The sequence below is a fragment of the Desulfitobacterium hafniense DCB-2 genome (genome assembly GCF_000021925.1).
Lineage (GTDB): Bacteria > Bacillota > Desulfitobacteriia > Desulfitobacteriales > Desulfitobacteriaceae > Desulfitobacterium > Desulfitobacterium hafniense.
This window is the reverse complement of sequence record NC_011830.1, coordinates 2,069,361-2,090,957: the sequence shown is the minus strand read 5'-3', so window position 1 is coordinate 2,090,957 and position 21,597 is coordinate 2,069,361. Positions and strand designations below refer to the sequence as shown.

General features: G+C 49.8%; 12 protein-coding genes. 5 read left to right on the top strand and 7 right to left on the bottom strand.

What is annotated here, in order from left to right; all coding sequences use genetic code 11:
* Positions 1-14 precede the first annotated feature (14 nt).
* Together DHAF_RS09660 and DHAF_RS09655 are read right to left on the bottom strand one after the other, a co-directional pair.
* Positions 15-2,102 (bottom strand): heavy metal translocating P-type ATPase, encoded by a 2,088-nt coding sequence (locus tag DHAF_RS09660; RefSeq protein WP_015943763.1) that lies wholly within the window; start codon positions 2,100-2,102, stop codon positions 15-17.
* Between the two features lie 24 nt (positions 2,103-2,126).
* Positions 2,127-2,348 (bottom strand): DUF6110 family protein, encoded by a 222-nt coding sequence (locus DHAF_RS09655; protein ID WP_015943762.1) that lies wholly within the window; start codon positions 2,346-2,348, stop codon positions 2,127-2,129.
* Between the two features lie 415 nt (positions 2,349-2,763).
* Here DHAF_RS09655 and DHAF_RS09650 point away from each other — a divergent pair, with 415 nt between their 5' ends.
* Positions 2,764-3,489 (top strand): SAM-dependent methyltransferase, encoded by a 726-nt coding sequence (locus DHAF_RS09650; RefSeq protein ID WP_015943761.1) that lies wholly within the window; start codon positions 2,764-2,766, stop codon positions 3,487-3,489.
* 124 nt (positions 3,490-3,613) lie between these two features.
* Here DHAF_RS09650 and DHAF_RS09645 read toward each other — a convergent pair whose 3' ends face one another.
* The 3 genes from DHAF_RS09645 to DHAF_RS09635 form a co-directional block, all read right to left on the bottom strand.
* Positions 3,614-5,359, bottom strand: coding sequence for an ABC transporter ATP-binding protein (locus DHAF_RS09645; RefSeq protein WP_005809002.1), 1,746 nt, complete (start codon positions 5,357-5,359; stop codon positions 3,614-3,616).
* Complete coding sequence (locus DHAF_RS09640; protein WP_011461147.1) at positions 5,352-7,166, bottom strand: ABC transporter ATP-binding protein; 1,815 nt, start codon at positions 7,164-7,166, stop codon at positions 5,352-5,354. The genes DHAF_RS09645 and DHAF_RS09640 overlap by 8 nt, the downstream gene beginning before the upstream one ends.
* A gap of 268 nt (positions 7,167-7,434) precedes the next feature.
* On the bottom strand, positions 7,435-8,055 hold the full coding sequence (locus DHAF_RS09635) for a TetR/AcrR family transcriptional regulator (protein ID WP_005809017.1): 621 nt from the start codon (positions 8,053-8,055) through the stop codon (positions 7,435-7,437).
* A gap of 180 nt (positions 8,056-8,235) precedes the next feature.
* Here DHAF_RS09635 and DHAF_RS09630 point away from each other — a divergent pair, with 180 nt between their 5' ends.
* Positions 8,236-8,946, top strand: a complete 711-nt coding sequence (locus DHAF_RS09630) for a DUF421 domain-containing protein (protein ID WP_011461148.1) — start codon at positions 8,236-8,238, stop codon at positions 8,944-8,946.
* 112 nt (positions 8,947-9,058) lie between these two features.
* Here the strand turns inward: DHAF_RS09630 and DHAF_RS09625 are convergent, their stop codons facing one another.
* Positions 9,059-17,713 (bottom strand): cell wall-binding repeat-containing protein, encoded by an 8,655-nt coding sequence (locus DHAF_RS09625; RefSeq protein WP_015943760.1) that lies wholly within the window; start codon positions 17,711-17,713, stop codon positions 9,059-9,061.
* Between the two features lie 526 nt (positions 17,714-18,239).
* Here DHAF_RS09625 and DHAF_RS09620 point away from each other — a divergent pair.
* Genes DHAF_RS09620 through DHAF_RS09610 form a run of 3 tightly spaced genes read left to right on the top strand, consistent with a single transcriptional unit; the run spans position 18,240 to position 21,185 of the window.
* Positions 18,240-18,608: a BlaI/MecI/CopY family transcriptional regulator gene (locus tag DHAF_RS09620; RefSeq protein WP_011461150.1), complete on the top strand. Its 369-nt coding sequence runs from the start codon at positions 18,240-18,242 to the stop codon at positions 18,606-18,608.
* The gene (locus DHAF_RS09615; RefSeq protein ID WP_011461151.1) at positions 18,609-20,552 is read left to right on the top strand and encodes a M56 family metallopeptidase; all 1,944 of its coding nucleotides are present in this window, start codon (positions 18,609-18,611) and stop codon (positions 20,550-20,552) included. It begins immediately after the preceding gene.
* A gap of 51 nt (positions 20,553-20,603) precedes the next feature.
* Positions 20,604-21,185 (top strand): DNA-3-methyladenine glycosylase I, encoded by a 582-nt coding sequence (locus tag DHAF_RS09610; protein WP_015943758.1) that lies wholly within the window; start codon positions 20,604-20,606, stop codon positions 21,183-21,185.
* A 73-nt stretch (positions 21,186-21,258) separates the two neighbouring features.
* On the opposite strand, the gene DHAF_RS09605 is transcribed toward DHAF_RS09610, so the two are convergent.
* Entirely contained in the window at positions 21,259-21,522 is a 264-nt protein-coding gene (locus DHAF_RS09605; RefSeq protein WP_005809041.1) for a hypothetical protein, read from the bottom strand.
* Positions 21,523-21,597 lie beyond the last annotated feature (75 nt).

Below are 21,597 nucleotides of genomic sequence, written 5' to 3'. Positions count from 1 at the left end.
AAAACTAAGCATTCCTATTCCGGCAAATAATTCCGCATACTGCTCACCCCGGTGGCTACCGTGGAGAGATTGTGCAGCAGCGCCGAGCTGCCGGGAGAGATAATCCCCAGCACACCAAGTGTCAACAGACCGGAATTAAAGCCCACCGTAAAGCGGAAGTTATTTTCGATCCTTCTGATCAGCAACGAGCTTAACCGGCGCAAGGCAACGATGGATTTTAAATTGCCCTGGGTTAAGACCACATCGGCGATATCCCGGGCGATATCCGCGCCGTTTTTCATGGCAATCCCTACATTTGCTGAGGAAAGGGCCGGCGAATCATTGATTCCGTCTCCCAGCATCATGACTCTTCTGCCTTGCCGCCGCAGCGAATTAATATAGTCGGCTTTTTCCGCCGGCAGCACCTGGGAGCGATAGTCATCGGCATCAATCCTTCGGGCAATGGCCTGAGCCGCTTTCTCACTATCTCCGGTGAGAAGAGCGATATGATGGATGCCCAGAGCCTTCAGCTCACCAACTATCCCGGCGGCTTCAGGCCGGATGGGATCTTCGATGCAAAGCATTCCCGCCAGTCTGCCCCCTACGGCCAGAAACAGCAAAGAGTACGCTTCCGCCTTCTTATCAATAACCTCCTGCTCGGCAGCTGTTACCTCCACCTTTTCATCCTCGAAAACAAAATGCCCGCTGCCGATGACGACACGCTTGTCCTCCACATAAGAAGCAATCCCATGGGCTACAATGTACTCCACATTGGCATGCATTTCCCTGTGCTTCAAATTCTTTTCATTGGCTTTGGCCACCACAGCAGCCGCTACCGAATGGGGGAAATGCTCCTCCAGACAGGCCGCCAAACGGAGAACCCGGTCACGCCGATACCCGCCAAAACCGATCACATCAACTACATAAGGCTTGGCCTCGGTCAGGGTTCCGGTTTTATCGAAGACAATGGTATCGACCAAAGCTGCTTCTTCAAGGAATTTCCCGCCTTTGATAACAAAACCGTGCTGAGTTCCCTCCCGCATCGCTGTTAAAATAGCGATGGGCGTCGTCATCTTCAGCGCACAGGAGTAATCTACCATGAGAGCCGCCGAAGCCAGGGCCACACTTCTGGTCGCCAGATAAACACCTCCGGCGATCAGAAAGCTGTAAGGCACGATGGCATCGGCCATGTTTTCGATTTTTGATTGTACCGCCGCTTTCAGCCCCTCGGATTCATCGATAAGTTTTATGATCTGATTCAGTTTTGTTTCACTCTCTAAGGCGGTTACCCCGATCAGCAGCTCGCCCTCTTCAATGACCGTGCCGGCATAAACCGTATCCCCTGGGATACGCCTCTGCACGAGGGACTCCCCGGTCATAGTGGATTGATTGACCATGGCCTCCCCTTGGAGGACCACACCGTCCACAGGGATATAGCTCCCCATTCTGGCCACCACCTGCTCGCCGATGGCAATATCCTTCAGGTTGGCCAGACTTTCCTGCCCATTGCGTCTGACCCAGGCGGAATTCACTCGCAAAGCCAGGCCTTTGGCCAGATCATCCCGGGATTTCTTGTGGGTCCATTCTTCCAGCAGATTGCCTACGGAGAGAAAAAACATGACACTGCCTGAAGTGTCATAATCTCTCTTTAAAATGGAGACGCTGATTGCCGCAGCATCCAACACGTCCACATTGAGCTTTTCTCTGCTCCAAAGCCGCTTAACCGCCTTCAAGACATAGGGCAAGGCTCCTTTCATCATCCAGAAAGCCTTCAATCCCGACGGCATATAGAGCTTTGTCAGGACCCTTTTGCCAATCATATATACCAGCTGGTTAAGGTATTGATCCGTGTAAGCATTGTAAGGAACTTCTCCCACCGGCAGCTCATAGTCTTTCAATTCCGCCCTCTTCAGCGCGGCTACGGCCTCAATGACCTCTTCGCGGCACCCTTCTTCGTAATTCACGGCAAGGCTGCCGGAGAGCCGGTAGGGCTGGACCTTATGTATAAAACTGTTCTTAGCAAGACTATGGCATAACGCTGCCGTTTCCTCTTGGGAAAAACCGCCTCCGGGAAATTTAAAGCGAATTCTTCCGGGAATATCATGGCTTATTGTATAGTTCATATCCGGCACCCAATGAATACTTGTCTATTCATGCTCGGAGACAAGCTTTGCCTCGGCCATGATATCGTCCACATTGGCCTTCGCTTCTTCAATCATTTTGTCGCATTCAGCCTTGGCCTTTAAGCCGGTGGCCAGGGTCTTAACATAAGCTTTCTTGGCCGTTTTGCTTGTCGCCAGCTTCAGGCCAAAGGTTCCCGCCATTAGCCCCAATCCGAACAAAGTTATTTTTTCTTTCCCTAACATCATAAGTTCCTCCCTTTCATTATTAAAAATGCATATATAATGATAATCATTATCATTATTTTAATAGAGTATACTACTCCCTTTTTTCTCTGTCAAGAGCATAGCAGGGGTCGCGCCTGGAAAAGATCCGGACTAGCAGCACTAGAACGGATTCAAAATAATCTCTGGCCATAATGAATAGTGCTATGATATAGTGAGTTAAAGAAAGAGGGAGTGTATTGATGTCGGTAATTCTGTAAGGGTTTTAAGTTAAGAACATGAAACGAGCAGATTGTTCTGCTTTTATTAGTGTTGTCAAAAACTGCCTTACAGATTGAATGAGCATCCATTATTTATAATGGTGTAATTTGTAGCGCAGTGTCACACTGTGCTTTTTTTGTTTTCTTTCTATAAGGCAAAAATTAGAAAGGAGCATACCATGTATACATTTACAAACCAGTTTATTTCTAATGATAAAAATGTTGAGTTCCTGAAAGCCGCTATGATGGGGCCAAATGCCATGCGCTTAGCGGAGGAATTGTCATCACACCTGAACATTGATGAGACTATGCGCATACTTGACCTCGGCTGCGGGTGTGGTCTTTCCACCCTTTTGTTAACGAAAAAATATGGCGCCTCCGTTTTCGCCGCCGACCTTTGGATCTCGCCAACTGAAAACTATGAGCGTTTTCAATCTCTGGGGATTGCTGATAAAGCCGTGCCAATTTCCGTCGACGCGACCAAAGGGCTGCCTTTCGCCAAGGGCTATTTTGACTTGTTGTTCACCGTGGATGCCTACCATTATTTCGGCGATACGGCGGCAATGCTCCCTTCCCTTATTCCTTTTGTGAAAAAGGGGGGCTATATCGCCGTGGCTATTCCTGGATTAAATTACGAATTTGAGGATAAGGTTCCCGATGAAATGCAGCCGTTTTGGAATAGCGAGATGGCAAGAACCCTGCACTCTCTTGATTGGTGGAAAGATTTGTGGAAGAAAGCAGAAGGCATTGAAATGGTGGACAGCCGCGAAATGGCCTGCTGCAGAGAGGCGTGGCAGGAATGGCTGACCGCTTATCATCCCATTGTCGCCGAGGACATCAAAATGATGGCGGCTGAAGACGGAAAGTATTTTAATCTTGTTCAGTTGATTGCTAAAGTACTCTAATACCTTTGTTCCAAACTTTGCCCCTCAAAATGCCAAAGACGGACTATCAGCTTTACGCCGATAGTCCGTCTTTGGTTGTCACATTCCCCTTGTCTACTGCCCGATCTGAATGCTCCCTTTTTTCTTACCGCACCGACCAGCCCAAACTTTCCTGCTGGATGTTAAAGAGCTTTTTATACAGACCGTTTTTCTCAAGGAGGCTCTCATGAGTTCCCTCTTCAGCCACTCTCCCCTGGTCCAGGACAATAATCTTGTCGGCGTTGCGGATGGTGCGCAGACGGTGAGCGATGACAATCACCGTTTTGCCCCGGATCAGACGGGAAATGGCCTGCTGGATGGCGGCCTCGCTCTCCGGATCCAGAGAAGCGGTGGCTTCGTCCAGCATGACGATGGGAGCATCCTTCAGCAAAGCCCTGGCAATGGAGAGGCGCTGGCGTTCGCCGCCGGATAAAGTGGAACCGTTCTCACCCAAAAGGGTATCATACCCCTCGGGCATCCGGCTGATAAACTCGTCGCAGCGGGCAGCTTGGGCGGCGGCCAGAACCTCTTCCCGGGAGGCCTTCATGTTGCCGATGCGAATATTGTTGTACACCGTATCGTTGAACAGGACCACATCCTGAAAGACAAAGCTCATATAGCTCATCAGATGCTCCGGGTCCAAGGTCCTGACATCCACTCCCCCCACTGTGATCCGGCCCCCGCTCACATCCCAGAAGCGGGCAATCAGCTTGGAAACCGTGCTTTTGCCGCTGCCGGAAGGCCCTACCAGGGCCGTTATTCCCCCAGCGGGAATGGTTGTGGTCATATTGTGGATGGCCCCTTCCCCTTCCCGGTTATATTGGAAATCCACCTTTTCAAAATTAATGGTAAAGTCCTTAAGCTCCAGCTCCTTGTTCCCTTCCATGGGCTGGATGCTCATCAGCTTCTGCATGCGCTTTACGGCGATGCGATGATACAGAAACTCCGGCAAAAGAGCCAGTTCGGTTACGATGGGACCATAGATGCGCACCACAACCAGCATATACAGCAGCATAGGCACAAATTCAATCTGGCCCCCGGTGAGCAGGGTTGTTCCCACCAGGACGGTAAGACCGATACCCGCCTGCAGAACCACCTGAGCCCCGGTCACGAACACCCCGGTACCGAACTCCATAGCTATGGCCAGTTTTTTCATGGTCCGCAGGGCTTTTTCCAAGGCGCTGAACTTCTCTCCGTCCAGATTGCAGGCGCGAATGACCTTGATTCCTTCAATATATTCCTGCACCTGTCCGGCCGCCGCCATCTTGGCCTCCAGGTGCTTTTTGTGAAGCTTGCCATAGAATCTGCGGCTGATAAAAATAATAGCGAAGGCCAGGGGCACCGTGATAAAGATGGCCAAAGCCATCCGCCAATCATAGAAGGCCATCATCACACAAATCACGGTGACCGAGATGGCATTCGCTGCAATCTGGGGCACCACATGGCTGAGGACATGTTCGCTGGTGGCCACATCATCCATCAGATGGGTGGTGACTTCGGAAATATCTTTGTCATTGAAAAAGCTCATGGGCAGCTTGCGGATCTGCTCCGCCAGAGTAACCCGGGTATTCTCGCTTTCCAGATAAGACACGATATAGGTCTTTTTATAATCGTTTCTCAGGCTGAGGAAGATGAGCAAGGCCGCCAGAATCCCGGCCCCCAAAAGCATCCACATTTTCGTCCAGGCTACCTCTCCCCCGGAAAGAGGTTTGATCAATTCTATAATCATCTGGATCATGACGATAAAAGAAAGCATCATAGAAAAATTGCTCAGGGTGCAGGCGGCAATGGCCTTTTTCAGATCCTTGTAGCCTTTATCGGTCAGCATAAAGGCGGCTTGTAATTTAGGCATGAGCGAAAACCTCCTCCTGACTCATCGTCCAGCTGGCGGTGTCCATATAGGTCTTCCACATAGCGGCGTATTTGCCGCCCCTGGCCAGCAATTCCTCATGGGTTCCTTCCTCGCACACCTTGCCTTCCTCCACTACCACGATCTTATCCGCACCCTGCACCGTAGACAGGCGGTGAGCGATCATAATCACAGTTTTATCCTTCATCAGCCTTTCAAAAGCCTTTTGAATCAGGTGCTCATTTTCTGGATCAGCAAAAGCCGTAGCCTCATCCAGTACCACTATAGGAGCATCTTTCACGATAGCCCGGGCGATGGCAATCCGCTGCTTTTCACCTCCCGACAAATGCACTCCTCTGGTGCCGATCACCGTGTCATACCCCTGGGGCAGCTTCATAATAAAATCGTGGCATTGGGCGGCTTGAGCCGCTTCCCTGACCTCCTGATCGGAAGCCTGGGGGTTGCCCATGCGGATATTGTCCATGACACTTTGTTTAAAAAGGAACACATCCTGAAAGACAAACGTCACCTTCTCCATCAGGTAATGGCTGTTCATCTGCCGCACATCTACACCGCCGATGGTGATCTGTCCCCCGCTGACATCAAAAAACCGGGGAATCAAATGGGCGATGGTGCTTTTACCCCCGCCGGAAGGGCCCACAATCGCGGTGATCTGCCCCTGCTTCGCCACAAAGCTCACCCCGGAAAGAGCCTCGGTTTTCTTGTCTTTGTCGTAAGAAAACACCACATCCCCAAAGTTCACATCATATTGGGTCACCGTTTGGGGATTAGCCGGCTGAGGGAGCTCCGGTTCCGCCAAGACCCTGTCCATGGCCTCCACCCCGCCGATGATCTTCATGGCGTTGCCGTTGACATACATGATCTTCATCAAAATCGTGGCCACCGACTGGACAAAAATCAAATAGAAAATAAAATTACTTAAAAAGCCGATATAGTCCGTGGTTCTCATCCCGATGAAAATTCCCACCGGCACCACAAAAAGATAGATATTGTTGACCAGGGCGACAAACGCCGAAAAAGAGTTTTGCCAGCTTAAGGTGTAAGGGATGACCATGGAGGTATAGGCCTTGATGGTGTCATGAAGACGGCGGAAGGAATAGACCGTCTGCCGGAAAGCCTTCACCACCGAAATTCCCCGCACATACTCTACCGAAGCGTTGTTCATATCCTCCAGAGAGGCCTGATATTTTTTCATCATGGCCTTGGACCCTTCATTGCCATAGACGGACATCTGGATCAAAAAAGCGACGATAACTCCCGCCAGGGCCGCCAGCCCCAGCCGCCAGTCCACCGCCAGCAGAATCACGATCATCACCACCGGCGCCACAAAAGCGGCCACCAGATCGGGCAGTTGGTGGGCAATGAACCCTTCCACCTTTTCAATATTATCATCGGTGATTTTCCGCAGCTTGCCGCTGCCGATCATCACATGAAAACCCAGGGGAACCTTGGCCAGATGGGTGGCAAAGTTGACCTTCAGTTCGTACAGGGTGCCGAAGGCCGCCAGATGGGAGCAGCTCAGGGCCCCGAAATAAAGCAGGATATTTCCCACCACTCCGCCAAAGGCCAGCCAGCCATAGCGAATCATCAGAGCACTGTTCAGGACCTCCAGATCCGGCAAAGCGGTTAAGACTTCCTTCACAATCAGATAGATAGCGATATAGGGCACAAAGCTCACAATGGATGCCAGGGCCGACAATACTCCGGCGCCAATGATCAGCGGTTTTTTGGTACCGGCAAGTTCGAGCAGACGCGCCGTGCCGGTTTTTTGCTTCCCAGCGGATGACATAACAGATATCTCCCCTTTCAGTGAACAGCTCTTTTTTGAGTTAGTTCAAGTAATCAACTCTGGTTAGCTAAAATTAGTGCAAGGAATCGGCTTTAGTTAGCCAAAGCTAACCTTGTGTTAAAAAAATAAACCCCTGCGATGAAACTTTCCTGCCTCCTTTCTCTTCCCGGGTTAGCGTAAGCTTCTTAGGTTAACAGCCTTTTTAGTTAGCTTATGCTAACCAGTTGATTTTATATTCCCCCTTTCCTATAGAGTTGGAAAGAGGGAATTATGCACCGATAAACAGTTTTTTCCATCCTGCCGCAAAAAAGCGGAAGATACTGCTGGTATACTCCACAGCCCGCTCCCGGGGAACATCGTGAAGCACCATCTCGAAAAAGGCGGAAAACTGCGCGTTAACAAAAATGTGAATTACTTCTCTGGAGACATCCTTGATCATGTAGCCCTTTTCCCGGGCCAGTCGGATATACTCCAAGGTCATATCCACTTCCATCTCGATCAGGATATGGACAAAGCTCTCATAAGCGGTTTTTTCCGCTGCCGAGAGGAGCAATTTAAAGACCTCCAGATGGTCATAGATATATTCTGTCCACCTCAGCAGACTTTGCTCCGAGGAAGACCAGTTATGGTCAAAATCATAGGAGTCCTGCCCCCGGAGATAGTCCTCCCCTTGCTGCCGGAACATTTGGATAAAGCCATGAAAACAAGGAGCCACCAAAGCCTCAAATAAGGCGGCCTTGTCTGTAAAATGACGGTACAGCGCACCGGTCGTCACCTCGGCCCCCGTGGCAATCTTGCGCAGCGAGGCAGCGGAGAAGCCCTTGGCCAAAAATTCAGCTTGAGCGCTTTTCAAAATAGCTTCCCGTGTCTGTTCTCCGTCACGAACCATGTCCTGAGTACCTCCATGCTTTACATTAAGATAACATCGTTATCTTAATCCTTAACGGTTATTTTGTCAAGGACCTTCGGCAAATTATTGCTCTTCTTCTTCTTCTCAAAGTCTGCATGTTCGACCGGTCTTTGGGCTCATAATACCATAATAAGCATAAAAACGAAGGAGTGAACAGATTTGGATTACTTAATTATCGCGCTCCGCATTATCTCTGTTATGGCACTGTTCCTGTTTTTGGTTCTGAAAACCGGCCGGCGCAAGATCGCCGAGCTTCCTGTCTATGACTTTTTATCGATTATCGTGCTGGGCAGCGTGATCGGCGCCGATATTGCGGAGCCCAATATTCCTCATCTCCCCGTCTTATTCGCGGTAGTACTCATCATAGCCCTGCAATATCTGGTAAGCTCCCTCTTGATCAACAACAAAAAAATTGCCCGTAAAATCACCTTCGGCCCCACTGTCATCATCCAGAACGGCCAGTTTATCAAAGCCAACATGAAAAGACTGAAATACTCCATCGAAACTGTCCTGATGCTATTGAGGGAAAAGGATATCTTCGACCTAAATGAGGTTGAATATGCTATCGTCGAGGGCAGCGGCAGTATCAGCGTTCTTAAAAAACCTCAGTATCTGCCCTTGACTCCTTCGGACATGAAGCTTAAGCCTGGCGCCAAAGGCCTGCCTCTTCCTCTGATTATTGATGGCAAGGTCCAGGACGGCAATCTTCAGCAACTCAAGCGTGACCGCTCCTGGCTCGCTGCAGAATTGGCTCAGGCCGGTATCCCTGATTTCAATGAGGTGTTTTACGCCGATTGCACCAGGGAGGGCAGATTATACATATCAAAAATAGTACAGGCCCAAAACTTCCATGATGACTTCACGTTGTAGTTACCTGTAAGCAAGCACTCCCTATCCGGTTTTGAGCGGACAGGGAGTGCTTTTATTATTAGATGTTGGTCTTTAATTACTGGGTGTCGGCCTTTAATTGTCGTGTGCCGGTCTACTTAATGAGCTCTCTTAGCTTCTGCTCTATCTCGGCATTGATGACCGCCTCTCCTCCAAATATTGTGGCTCCGGTCATCTCCCTTGACTTTAAGTAGTCCATGACGTCATTGGGTATCGTGTCGTTTAACAATAAGATGGGTGCATTATGGTTGGCTGCATAGACACTGCCGGCCAGGGCATCGGGGAAGTTGTTGCCCGTGGCAATGCCGATATTTTTGCCCGATAAGTTAAAATACTTTGCTACGGCCAGGGAGGTCTGATACCGGTCCGGGCCGCCAATTCTGATGATGTTTTCTTGCTTCAGAGAGGTTAATTGAGCCACTTCATCTTCGACCTGCTGGCTGATGACTCCTTCCAGGCCGATGATATAAACTTTGATGGGTTTGATCTGAGCTAGTTTGTTTTTTACTCCTTCACTGATGCCGTTTTTCTCCACCAGGAGAATGGGGCTTTGGATTGCGGCGGCGGCACTGCTTACGGATAGGGCATCGGGATAGTTTCCGCCATAAGCCAGAATGACCGGCCTGCCTTGTTCCACATCAAGTTCTTCTGCAATCTTCAGAGCTGTTTCGTAGCGGTTGGCTCCGCCCAGCCGGACGACCTGGCTGTATCCATGGGCTTGGATTGTTTCTTCCACCGCTGCCGGGACGGCACCGGTGCCTCCCAGGATGATGATGGTTCCTGCTGTTTCTACATGCTCTTTCAGGTAGTTCAACAGGCTCTCCTGATCCTGGGCTGTGCTGCCTACCAGCAGCAGAGGAGCATTGAGTTTGTAAGCCAGGACGCTTCCCGCCAGGGCATCCGGGTAATTATTGGCTGTGGCTAAAACTACATTGGCGACTTTGCCCGGATAATTGGCTTGGGCGATGGCGATGGCCGTTTCCACCCGGTTAGAGCCGAAAAGCCGTTGGACTCCGCTCAGGGATTGATGCATTTTGAAATCCCATTTGACGATGTCCTGCTCTACGGTGATGATGGGGCTTTTGTAGCGTTCATAGCCTGCTTTGGTGGCTAAGAGATAGTAGTCCGACTCGGGAAAGACCATATAGGCATAGGCGCCATAGCTGTTGCTGACCTGAGGATTGGCATTGTCGTTGGGCTCAAACCCGGTAAGGGTCGGCAGCGCCACCAGGGTATCCGGGGTTTTGCCGCCGGCCCGGTTGCGGGCAGTATCGGCATAGTAGAGTTTGACGTCCACTCCGGTGATAGGCTGGTTGGTGGCGGAGTCCAGGATGATGCCATAGGGGTCGATTAAGGTGCTGGTCAAACTGATGGCTCCGTCCTTGTCTACTTTGACCTCGATTCTCCCAATGGCAATTTTCTGTCCGTTGCCCAGATCAAAGGTGACCTTAAATTGGGATTCGGTTCCGTTGGCCAGGTTTTTCACCTGGATGGTGCCGTCGGCGGAGAGGCTGATGGAGGAGGCTGTTCCTTGGTCTGGAGCAAAGCCTACTTTGTCAAGATTGCCGAACTCCGTTCTGGTACCGTCGGGTTTCTTTTCCAGGATGGCTTCCTGGGATTTGAAGGAGAGAGTCTTGGTGCCATTGCTGTCGTTGGTGATCTGGGCATTGATGGTCTTCGTGGTTGAGTTGGCGTGATTATCGGTGACATTCACCGGGATTGCGGCAGAGTTTGCCGGTGTTGTGGGTTGGGTTGGCGTTGGATTTGAGGTTGAGGGTGAGGAATCGTCATCATTATCACCCCGCGAGGATGCCTCCCGGTTGATGGTTACTGCATAGTATTGGACGGTGGTTCCGTCTTGCGCTGTGACCTTGATGTAGGCTGTGGTGGCTCCCCCAGAGGTAAGAGCCAGGGTGGAACTTCCTGTTATTTCTTGGCTAAATTCTGCATCGGTGTACAGCTTCACTGTGGCGTTGGCTGCTGCTCCTATGTCTGTAAGTCCGATACTGGATTTGGCATGGGCTACGTTCACAGAAGCTGTCTTCGGTGCTTCTTTTGTACCGGCTTGATTGCCCGCTGTGATCGCCGTTCCTGCTATAGTAGCAATGCCCGCGTCATTGCTTGCCGGTGTTCCTGTGTATTCAACCTTGACCATCAGTCGGGTCACTTTTATGGGTTCACCTGTGCACTCCTCATTGTCATACCACTCAATAATCCTGAACCGGTCTGCCGGGTCTTCCAGTATTCTGGAATTGTCACTCTGCCTTGCGCTGGCGATTTGGCTGTACAGAGGTACAAAGGCTATAGTTTTCCAATAGTCATTATGGTTGGCTGCTTTGCCTGAAGCCACTGTTTCCTGGTAGTTCGGATTGCTGTCGATCAGTGAATCCTCCGCCACTTTCAGCATTTGTCCGTCCAGTCTCAGGGTTTTCACCGCTTTGGCTCCCTCAGGCGCATTGACGAAGATGCCGATGAAACGGGCCTTGTTTCCATTGTCCGGATGGCCATTGTTCGTATCAATGGCGGTATACACCGGTCCGGAATACAGCCTTGTGTCTTTCGCGTAGGTGCTGTTGCTTATGGTCACCATGCCGGGATTTGTCAGCGCCCTGCTGAAGGTCGGGAACATATTGGGCTCATTCACCAAATCCAAGTCCTTCCCTGCGGCCAGTGCTCCATAGAACGTGCTGTTGGTGTAGGTGTCATAGCCTTCCTTGGTGATGGTTAAGGTATAGGAATCATAATAGGTCATGCCGCTGACGGACAAGGTGTATTTTCCGTTGGCATAGGTTGCACTGTTTACTGTGACAACAGTGGTCGGTGTGGTATCATTGCTGATGGCAAATGCGTCTGCATCCAGTCCGATGTCAGACATAGTAATCTCAAGGGTAGCCGGAATTGGCGTCTGGCTTGCCACAAAAGAGGCTACCTTTACACTGCCTACGTTCATCATACCGGCTGTACTGTTCAGGGTGCCGGAATTTTGCGTATCATTGCTGACAACATTGACATTAGCATCTATATACCCTGCCGCGGACAGGATCCGGGTGCCTTCAGGCAGCCAGAGGGATGCCGTCCCGTCAGAGGCCGCAACGGCACGGTAGGTATAGTCTGCCGCCTCCCCGCCGCTCACTTCGCAGCGGATCTCGACGGCTGCGGCTGGGTTGGTGGTGACTTTGACGAGATAGACATCATCACCTTCGAACATATTTTTAATGAAACGAGGCGGATTGGTTCCCTCCATCACTACAGGACCGATGTTGCCGGTGCCGATATAGACATACTTGCCCATTATGGACGCCCGCTGTTCAGACGCCCCCTCACCGCCTCGTATATAGACGTTTCCAGCGCTGTTGGCAATAGTGACGGTATTGCCCGAACTATTCCCGTTAGCACGCACGCCGACACCGCCGAGGCCCGTGCTGCCATTGCCGCCGCTGGCAGTCACATTGGCTCCGTTTCCAATGGTGACAGTGCCGAAATGGGCGTATACCGCATGTGAGCCATTGACATGCCCGCTGCCACCAGTGACAGTAACCGTACCGCCGCTGATCTCCAGATTGCCATCATAGACATTAACAGCTGTATTGCCCGACCCGGCATCGCTGCCGCCGCCGGTTGCTATGACAGTACCACCACTGATAATCATATTGCCTTCACGGGCATAAATAGCCGCACCGCCCGGTCCGGCATTGCTGTTACCGCCGGCAGCGGTAACCATTCCGCCGCTGATCTCCAGCCCAGTGAACGCATAAACACCGACTCCGCCGTAATTGTTAGCAGAGTTGCCCCCGCTGGCTGTCAAGACACCCCCCGTAATGGTGATTTTCCCACCCTTGGAATGGTCGGTTGACGGAAAAGACGCCTCAATCCCATTACCGCCACTTGCATTGGTTACTAAGCCTGCACCGCCGATGGCGTTGACGGTCCCATTCACGATGGCGATATTACCCCAGCCGATAAGGATGCCTCTGCCGCCCACACCAGCCGTATTATTACCACCTGTAGCATTGACCGTGACACCCCCGTCGATGGTCAGCTTTGCACCGGACGCGGTAACAAAGGGGATGGCGCTAATCACGTTGATGCCGTCACTCCCGTATAAGGCTGCAGAATCACCCCCGGTTGCATACAGCGTTCCTGTGCCGGTAATGAGCAGATGCTGGTCTTGCTCAGAAGCAATCCCAGGGCCAGAATCGTTGCCCTTAATTCTACATATACCGGACACGTCGATTGTCATCGTGTCTGCTTCGGTGTCCGTCTTTTTGAGCAATAGCCCCGTATTCTCCCTCCACTCCGAACTGCCTGCAGGAGCCGTAATGTCAAGGTTATGCAGGTTCAGCGTGATATCGTTGGACACAACCACATATGTGTTGATACAGGGGATTGAATTGCCGTCTATTGTGACATTTGAACCGTCATCCGATTGGACATCAATTTTGACGACGGCGGTCGGAGCCTTGAATATGGTAAGGGTATCGCTGTTCCCCGCTAAAACGATCGTTTGATCGCTGCCCGACCAATTATAGCTTTCGTTGTTTATTCTATAATCCGGATCTGCCGGCGGAGAGCCGGAACCAGTGACAGTGCAGGTTGCGTTCACAGTACTGTTCAAAAAAGGAATGTTCAGTGTCCCTGTGGTTTGGCCGTTCGTGCCGCCGCCGCTCCATGCATAAGTGTAACTCCCCGCGCCTGTGCCGGACGCTGTGATGGCGACGGACGTCCCCGCCAGCACCACTGCCCCGTTGCTGATGGCAGTCCCCCCCGCCGTGGCATTAATACTGCTGCCTGTAGCTGTCCCAGAAGGGGTCGCAGAAAAGCTGACCGTATAATATCTCAGCGTCGCAGTGCTATTACCAGCGCTGATGTTGAGCATTCTTCCCGTATCGACGCCATTAACATAAATAGAATAGTAGCCGTTGGGGAGCGAAGCGGTATAGATTCCGATTCCGGTTTCGCTTTTCGAGGCGGTGATGGTGGTGGTACCCTGCTTCAGTTCCACGCTGCCCGTGACATCTGCAGCCAAATTGTCAATATCGTGGTAAATCGTTGCGGTATAGGTTGCCCCTGCAGGGCTCACCGTAAAGCTCACATTAAAGCTCTGAGCCATGACAGTACTGCCCGAAACCGTCACCGTAGCCGTGTAAGTTCCTATCGCCAGCCCCGTATTGGGCCGCACAGTAAAGTTGGTGTTGGAACCTGCCGCAATATCGGAAATACTGGTTTGGTCAAGGGTAAAGCTGCCTGGGTTTTCTCCGCTCAAAGTGATGGTCAGTGCTCCTGTCCCCTCGGCACCAGTATTCATTACGGTTACAGAGTAAACTGGCTGCGGTCCGTATCCCTCTGTTGCGGCAGTAAAGGTAAACTCGGGTGCAGTAACCAGAGATATTCCCGATGCTGTTGTGAAGGTGACGGCATTGGAATAACCGGTGATTACCGCATTTGGCGTCTGACCATTGTTATGAGTCATTTTCACTCTCAGGGTGTAGGTTTTATTGGCCTCCAGGTTCACTACAGCCGAGGTGGAACTGTTGTCCAAGGTCCCTTCGACTGAAGCTGCCGTCCAGCTTAGCCCATTATCCTCGGATTTTTCAACTTCAATGGTTATAGCTGAAGAAACGAGTTCTATTGCACCTGCTGTCTGGGCAAAATTCAGTGTCGGCTCAGTTGTATTGGTTCCGCTTACCGATAAAAATGGAGCATAATATACGAAAGCCTCGTCTGCATCGTCTTGATCCAGTTTTATGAAGATATCAGCTCCGGTGCTCCCGCTTATGGTATTGGAAGCTTTCAAAGCCTCACCAATTTTGAAGCCGTTATCTTCTGTATCAAGCTCTATTTGATTAATTGTAACATTAGGGGCTGGAGTTAAGGCTTCCCAGCCTCCGACGATTTCCAGTCCGACTGTGTTTCCTTGGATAGTATTGTCCTCTAGGGTAGCATCGGTATCATTATAGGGGAGCAAAGCGATGCCTGCGCTGGAATACCCCGGAATCTTATAGCTGTCGTAATAGCGGACGGTATTATGGGTTACTGTGTAGTTTCCTCCATACAAATACATCCCGTATTCAAATGCATCCGATTCTCTCAGGCGATCAGGATAGTTCGTTCCGGTAAAGGTATTGTAATCAAGGGTGACATTGTTTGCGTTATAAATGTGTACTGCATCACGGAATGCATTTGAGCTGCTAAAAATGCTGTGGTCGATGGTAATATTCCCTGTACAATTATAGTCGCCATAAACACCGTAGCTCAGATCCGAATAGGTAGTGTAGCCGCCAAGCCCCTGGGCGGCAAGCAGGTTATTCTGCTCCGCAAGTTTGCTGTTTTTAAACCAGAAATTATCAAAGACAACACCTGAAACATCAAGATCGGCATCATCATTCAGCAAGATAGCCGCAAATACGCCTGTAAGTCCCTGGGCATTTTCTGTAATTGCCGCATTCCTCAGAGTAAGGTTTTCTACCGTGAGGCTTCCGCCATCCTTGACATACCAGAAGATGTTCCCCCGGTATCGGCGGTTGCCGTCTTTGTCGGGCATGCCGAGGTGATAGATGGTCTGATCGTCAAAGCTCTGTCCCACACCGCTCAGAACCTCAATCGTCGCACCATTGCCCCTTATGGTCAAGGGACGGTTGATCTCCGCTCCTCCGATCTGGTAAGTTGTGTTGGACGTCAAAATTATTGTGGCCACAGCCGGATTATTGATTGCCTCCGTAAGCTCGGCAGAATTCATGGCATTTACCGACGTGCCTGAAGTATGATTCACGCCGACCTGGATGGTGCGGGTCGCTGTGGCTGTCCCGTCACTGACCTGAATCGTAAAGCTGTCATCGCCCACATAGTCCTGGGCCGGTGTGTACGTGACGGCTGTAGGTATTCGGGTATCTGTACTTCCTACTGTTCCATAGATGCCCCCCGAGCCATTGGTGCTGGCGGTTGCCGGGAAGCCATCAAGGGTACCATGGCTGGGGCCGCTGACTACTGTCCAAGTCAGGGTCTGGCCTACATCAAGGTCACTGACGTACAGCTGATCCCGAAGGTCGGTAGGGTTTGGATATTGACGTACAGCGATGGTTGGAGTTCCCCCGACAAATTGGGGGCCTGAGGAATATGTCGTTGCCGAATTTGAGGGTGAGCTGATTACGCCGTTGATCGTTTGTTGTACATAGTATCCGTTGCCCGGAACGACATTACTAAACTGATGGGTAGCCGTTGTAACATTGTTTGCCGTCTGTATTACACCATTGGGATCATACAGAGTGATGTTTGCGCCAGGAAATATATTGCTGACGGTAATCTGCCCGTTGCCGCCGCTGATGGAGGGAGTACGCAGATCGACTCCAAAGAAGGGGCAATTTGCACTTTCGATAGTATTGGCGTATTGGGTTACATAAAAGCCTGCACTATCGGGGGTTATATTTTCAAAACGATAGGTTCCATTTCCCACTGGTGTGGGGCTTTCTGATATTAATATGTCTGGGTCTGTTCCTTCGACGACTTTATACAAGCGGATGGTTGCATTTGAAGATACATTGGTGACATCTACAGATTCTACTCCTTTTGTGGCCACAGGTATTCTAAAAGTGGGGTTCACAAATGACGATAAGCTCTCCTGTCCGCCTACCGACTTTGTGACATAATACCATGAACTGTGGGGCAATACATCTTCAAAACGATAGGTTCCATTGCCCAAATCCCGATAGGTGGTGGATGCTAATTGGCCGCCCACAATATAAAGTTTAAGCTCCGCACCGGCTTCAACGTTTGTTACATCGATATATTCTGCTCCCCCTGTGACAGTGGGAGGCTGCGGTGTTTGGGCAGCGGCGTCCCTGGTAATGGTGACTTTATAATACAGAGTTGTTTCGTCTGCTGCTTCCACCTTGATATAGATGTCCGTTGTGGCTCCCGCTGTCAGATTCACGCTGCCTGTTGCTTCTGTAGCAAAGGTGCTGTCCGTCCCGTAGAAGGTTACGATGGCTCCGGCATCATGCTTCACGATATTGATGGCGGCTACGGTCGTTGTTGTATTGGTTACCGTGATGGCTGCGGTCTTCGGTTCTCCGCTGGTTCCGGCTTCACCGCCTGCCGTGATGATCTGTCCCAGTACGCTGCTCAAGCCTGCGTCATTTGAAAGAGGATCCGTTGTCAGGTCAGTTATATTATGTAAATCCAGATTGTCTATACTATATCCAATTGCATATTCCATTCCGGTATAAGTTAATGTAAAACTGCTTATTCCGGTAAAGTCTGCTCCTGAAAAGTTTAGCTGTTTGAGTGTGGGCGCACCATTATCAAGTGCGATTCCTCCTGAATCTGATCCACCTTTATTGGTGGAAATAGTATACTCAGCATCTTCATCTGAAAGCTCATTCCACAAATCAAAAGACTTAAGATCAAAAACCTTTCCCGGTATCGAAACAGTAAGAACGATAGGTCCTTTTTCTACTTCATTCAATACGGTCCATGACTCTCTATCATCAAATTCATAGCTGCCTAACATTTGTGTGCTTGATCCTGTCACTGAAAAATCAAGAGTATAGCCGCCTTCAGTCCACTGGGCATGAGTTGGATCTGAGAAACTCTCTAAGCCGTTAGCAATATCGAATGTGAAAACTTTCGATCCCGGATCCGCATACACCGGTGTACTCCCCACGAAGCCCTGCAAAAGAAGCAGCAGGGACAGTATCAAGCTTACTAATCCGCGGGCTCCTTTTCCCCTTCGCTTGTTTCCTTCCTTTGTCATATAATCGCATTCCTCCTCAAAATAACTTTGATCACTAAGAAGTTTACATTGCTGATGAGTTCGTTATAGTTAAGATCCTTTTCTTCTTTGTTTTCTTTTGCCATTATGGCCCCCTTTTAACTCTTTATTGGTCCCCCCGTGTCTTATGGGCAAAAACAGCTTGACTATAATTGTAGCAAGCGTTTCTCGCAAAAAACTCTCAAACCTTATAAGATATTTTTGGCGAAAAAAATCACACATAGGATAATAAATTCTCCTAATGTGCGTTCATTCGTGCTTTGGCGGTTGCCGAGGGGGTCAGGAAATAATGTGCCCCATTTTTAAAGTGACAATCTCCTGCAATAAAAATTTTTGATTTATTATAATTTCTTCCTTACCCTTATTCCATATTAATATTTTTAGCCATTTCTCATAGTCAAAAATCTGTGAAAAAATCGATTCTTTGGCCAAATATTTAGTTGACAAAACCCGTTTTACACTTGTAAAATTAAATCATTCGACATTTGTAAAATAAGGAGCGGCAGATATGACAGACCTACAAAAAATTCCCGATAGTGAGCTGGAAATTATGATGATTATCTGGGATGCGGATGAAGGAGTAACCTCCGATTACATTATGGATCGCCTGGATAAGACCTGGCAGAAAACCACCGTGCTTAATTTTTTAAGCCGGCTTGGCGATCGCGGCTTTTTAACAGTTCATAAGCAAAGCCGGTTCAATGTTTATGAAGCCCTGGTAAAAAAAGAGGATTATCTGCAAAAGGAAAGCAAGACATTTTTGCAGAGAATGCACCACAATTCCCTGACCAGCCTGGTTGCCTCCCTCTATGACGGCGCCGGCATTTCCAAGGAAGATTTGCAGGAGCTGAAAAAATTTATCGAGGAGGCGGAATAAATGCTGGGGAATATTCTCCTGGTTTCCCTCACCCTGTCGCCGGTCATTGTCCTGCTGCTCATGATTTCGCCGTGGTTACATAAAAGGTACAGCGCCCAATGGCGTTACCTTGTCTGGCTGGTATTAGCCCTCCGCCTGATCATTCCCTGGCGGTTTGAGCTGCCTGACGCCCCTGTCAACCTACCCGCGCCGCCCCAGCAAACGATTATGTTTCAACAAGACGATCGGCCCGGCCTGTTCATGGGCAACAGCCACCTGGAGAACAGCCATAACCCGCCTGGGACTGCCTCCGGTTCTGCCCCGGTCTCTGCCTCCGATTCTGCCTCAGCCCCAGTCTCTGCCTCCATTTCTGATTCAGCCTCTGATTCAGTTTCAACTTCGTCCCTGGCCCCGGCAGATAACACCTCTGTGATCACCCTGCAGGAACTATTGCTTATCCTTTGGGCTTTGGGGGCCGTGTCCTTCTTCCTGTTCCATCTAATCAGCTATACACGGTTCAGGAGAAAAATCAAGCCATATTGCCGCAAGACTGATTCCGCGGTGCCGGACAGCGTTTTCGAAAGTGTCTTGCTTGATCTAAAAATCAAAAGCAGGCCCCAGCTTCTCAACTGTTCTAAAATCGCCAGCCCCATGCTGACAGGCTTTTTCAAGCCGGCAATCTTATTGCCTGACCTGGAGTATACCCGGGAGGAATTGTCCCTCGTCCTGCAGCATGAGCTTACCCATTACAAACGGGGCGATACCTGGTATAAGCTGCTTTTGCTGGCGGCCAATTCCGTCCACTGGTTCAATCCCCTCATCTATTTCATGGTCAAGGCGGCCAACCGGGATCTGGAGTATTCCTGCGATGATCTGGTGGTCAAAAACAGCGACCTGAGTTTCAGAAAAGAATATTCCCTTACCATTCTGAAAACAATGCAAAACCAGCAAACGCCAGTCCTTTCCACAGGTTTTTCCGCAAGCGGCGAGAATGCTAGGAGCAGATTTGCCAATATTTTAGACGGCCAAAACAAAAAAAGAGGGATTTGGGCCCTGGTTTTGGTGCTGGGTCTGGCCGCTGTCAGCAGCACCCTGGTCGCTTGCAATCAGGTGCAGGAAAGCGTCAATAGCCTGGAAAGTACCAATATCCAGGAAAGCGCCAATAGTCAGGAAAACAACCCAGTCCGGCCGCCGGGCAGTTATGCCGAAAATCTATATCAATATAAAGGCACTGATGTGGACGATAAGGCGAGAGTAAGTGCCCTTGTCCAGGCACTCCAATTTACGGATTTGCCTGTTCAATCCATCGAGATCAAAACGGACAGCGAACCTTATCGGATTACGGTCAAGTATCAGGTGGGCAGCCGGGCCGATTATCGCTTTCCCCAGGATACTCTCACCGGCTTAAGCAGAAATGCGGCCGTGCTGTTCAGCTTAATTCCCAAGGTCGACCATATCTTTTTGGATCTTTATGATGAGTATGGCTACTTCAGCGGAAGCCCTTATAGCCGGGAGGATTTAGATACATATTACGGCATGGACTATTTTACAGCCGATCAGGTGAACGAAGCCGCAGACAGCCTGGAGTCCTTTACCAATTACCTGGACCAGGTATCTGCCCTGAAAAACGCGGAAGAATTTTACAGTGAGGATAAGCTGATCAGGAAGCAACACGAGGAAAGGATGAAGCAGATCTATGCTGTGATCGGGGATGACTGTGAACTCGTCGCGACCAGCTTCATCACCAACAACCCCATGAATTTCCAGGGAACCCTCACCGAGGCCATAACCGTAAGTCCCGAAATCCGGAAACTGGTGGAGCAAAACAATCTGCTCACCCAATACAAAGACAAAGAGATAACCTTCTCAGTGGATATTAGCCGCAATTTTAAAATAGACGGCCCCTACACCAATTATTTGTTTGCCTTTGACGGAGAGAAAATGATTGCTTATATGGAACTGTAAACAGCCGGCGCCGTGCGCCTATATAGATACATTAAAAGAAGGAAGATGACCATGCCAAATGAATTAAAACGCTGCGATTGGGCGGTAAAAAGCAAGCTGGAACAGGAATACCATGATCAGGAATGGGGCGTTCCCGTTCATGATGACAAAAAGCTGTTCAAAATGTTAATTTTGGAGGGTAAGCAGGCAGGGTTGAGCTGGGCTACCATCTTGGCAAAAATGGCTACTCTTTGTGCCGCCTTTGACGATTTTGACCCGGCGATTCTTGTGACTTATGATCAGGCAAAAGTAGAAGAACTTCTCCAAAATAACGGAATTATTAAGAACAGACAAAAAGTCAATGCTGCTATCAGCAACGCCAAAGCATACTTCACAATCTGTGAGCAATTCGGTTCTTTAGACAACTACTTATGGTCCTTCGTCGATCATAAACCCATTGTTAATTCCTGGCTTACCCTGGAGCAGGTTCCCTCCAGCACCTCTGTCTCAGATGCCATCAGCAAGGACTTGAAAAAGCACGGTTTTAAATTTGTCGGAACGACCACCATCTATGCCTTTATGCAGGGTGTGGGGATGGTCAATGACCATTTAGTTTCCTGCCCTTTTTATCAGCGCAGTCAGCTTTCGTCATAGAAACCAAGGCCTGTTCAGCCCTTCTGTTTAAAAATCCGGCAATTCTGAGCCGACTCATCTAGATGAATAAATTTCAAAAACGGTAATTTTTAATGATCCCCTGGGATACCCCTTCCACCACATCTTTCCAGAGGTTGACCGGTTCCCTGGCCAGTTCTGTCTGCACCGTCTCCCTTAAAGGGGCCTGGCTGCCGCAGATTTGGCTGTCTTGATAACGCTGTTTAACCTGCCGGACTGCTGCCGCTACCTGATCATCATAGTGATTCTGTTCCAGGATCTCATCAGCGATGACCCGGCCTAATTTGGCTTCAAGGCTTTGCTCCAGGCTCTCCTCCATGATATTTTCCGGTCGGTATATAATTCAGGAAAAATTGAAGCCTAAGAACGGGAAAACCGATCTTAGGCTTCAATT

Bases quoted from the DNA above. Each gene is read 5' to 3' on its own strand.
- DHAF_RS09660 (WP_015943763.1), bottom strand. From the start codon at position 2,102: ATGAACTATACAATAAGCCATGATATTCCCGGAAGAATTCGCTTTAAA.
- DHAF_RS09655 (WP_015943762.1), bottom strand. From the start codon at position 2,348: ATGATGTTAGGGAAAGAAAAAATAACTTTGTTCGGATTGGGGCTAATG.
- DHAF_RS09650 (WP_015943761.1), top strand. From the start codon at position 2,764: ATGTATACATTTACAAACCAGTTTATTTCTAATGATAAAAATGTTGAG.
- DHAF_RS09645 (WP_005809002.1), bottom strand. From the start codon at position 5,359: ATGCCTAAATTACAAGCCGCCTTTATGCTGACCGATAAAGGCTACAAG.
- DHAF_RS09640 (WP_011461147.1), bottom strand. From the start codon at position 7,166: ATGTCATCCGCTGGGAAGCAAAAAACCGGCACGGCGCGTCTGCTCGAA.
- DHAF_RS09635 (WP_005809017.1), bottom strand. From the start codon at position 8,055: ATGGTTCGTGACGGAGAACAGACACGGGAAGCTATTTTGAAAAGCGCT.
- DHAF_RS09625 (WP_015943760.1), bottom strand. From the start codon at position 17,713: ATGACAAAGGAAGGAAACAAGCGAAGGGGAAAAGGAGCCCGCGGATTA.
- DHAF_RS09620 (WP_011461150.1), top strand. From the start codon at position 18,240: ATGACAGACCTACAAAAAATTCCCGATAGTGAGCTGGAAATTATGATG.
- DHAF_RS09615 (WP_011461151.1), top strand. From the start codon at position 18,609: ATGCTGGGGAATATTCTCCTGGTTTCCCTCACCCTGTCGCCGGTCATT.
- DHAF_RS09610 (WP_015943758.1), top strand. From the start codon at position 20,604: ATGCCAAATGAATTAAAACGCTGCGATTGGGCGGTAAAAAGCAAGCTG.
- DHAF_RS09605 (WP_005809041.1), bottom strand. From the start codon at position 21,522: ATGGAGGAGAGCCTGGAGCAAAGCCTTGAAGCCAAATTAGGCCGGGTC.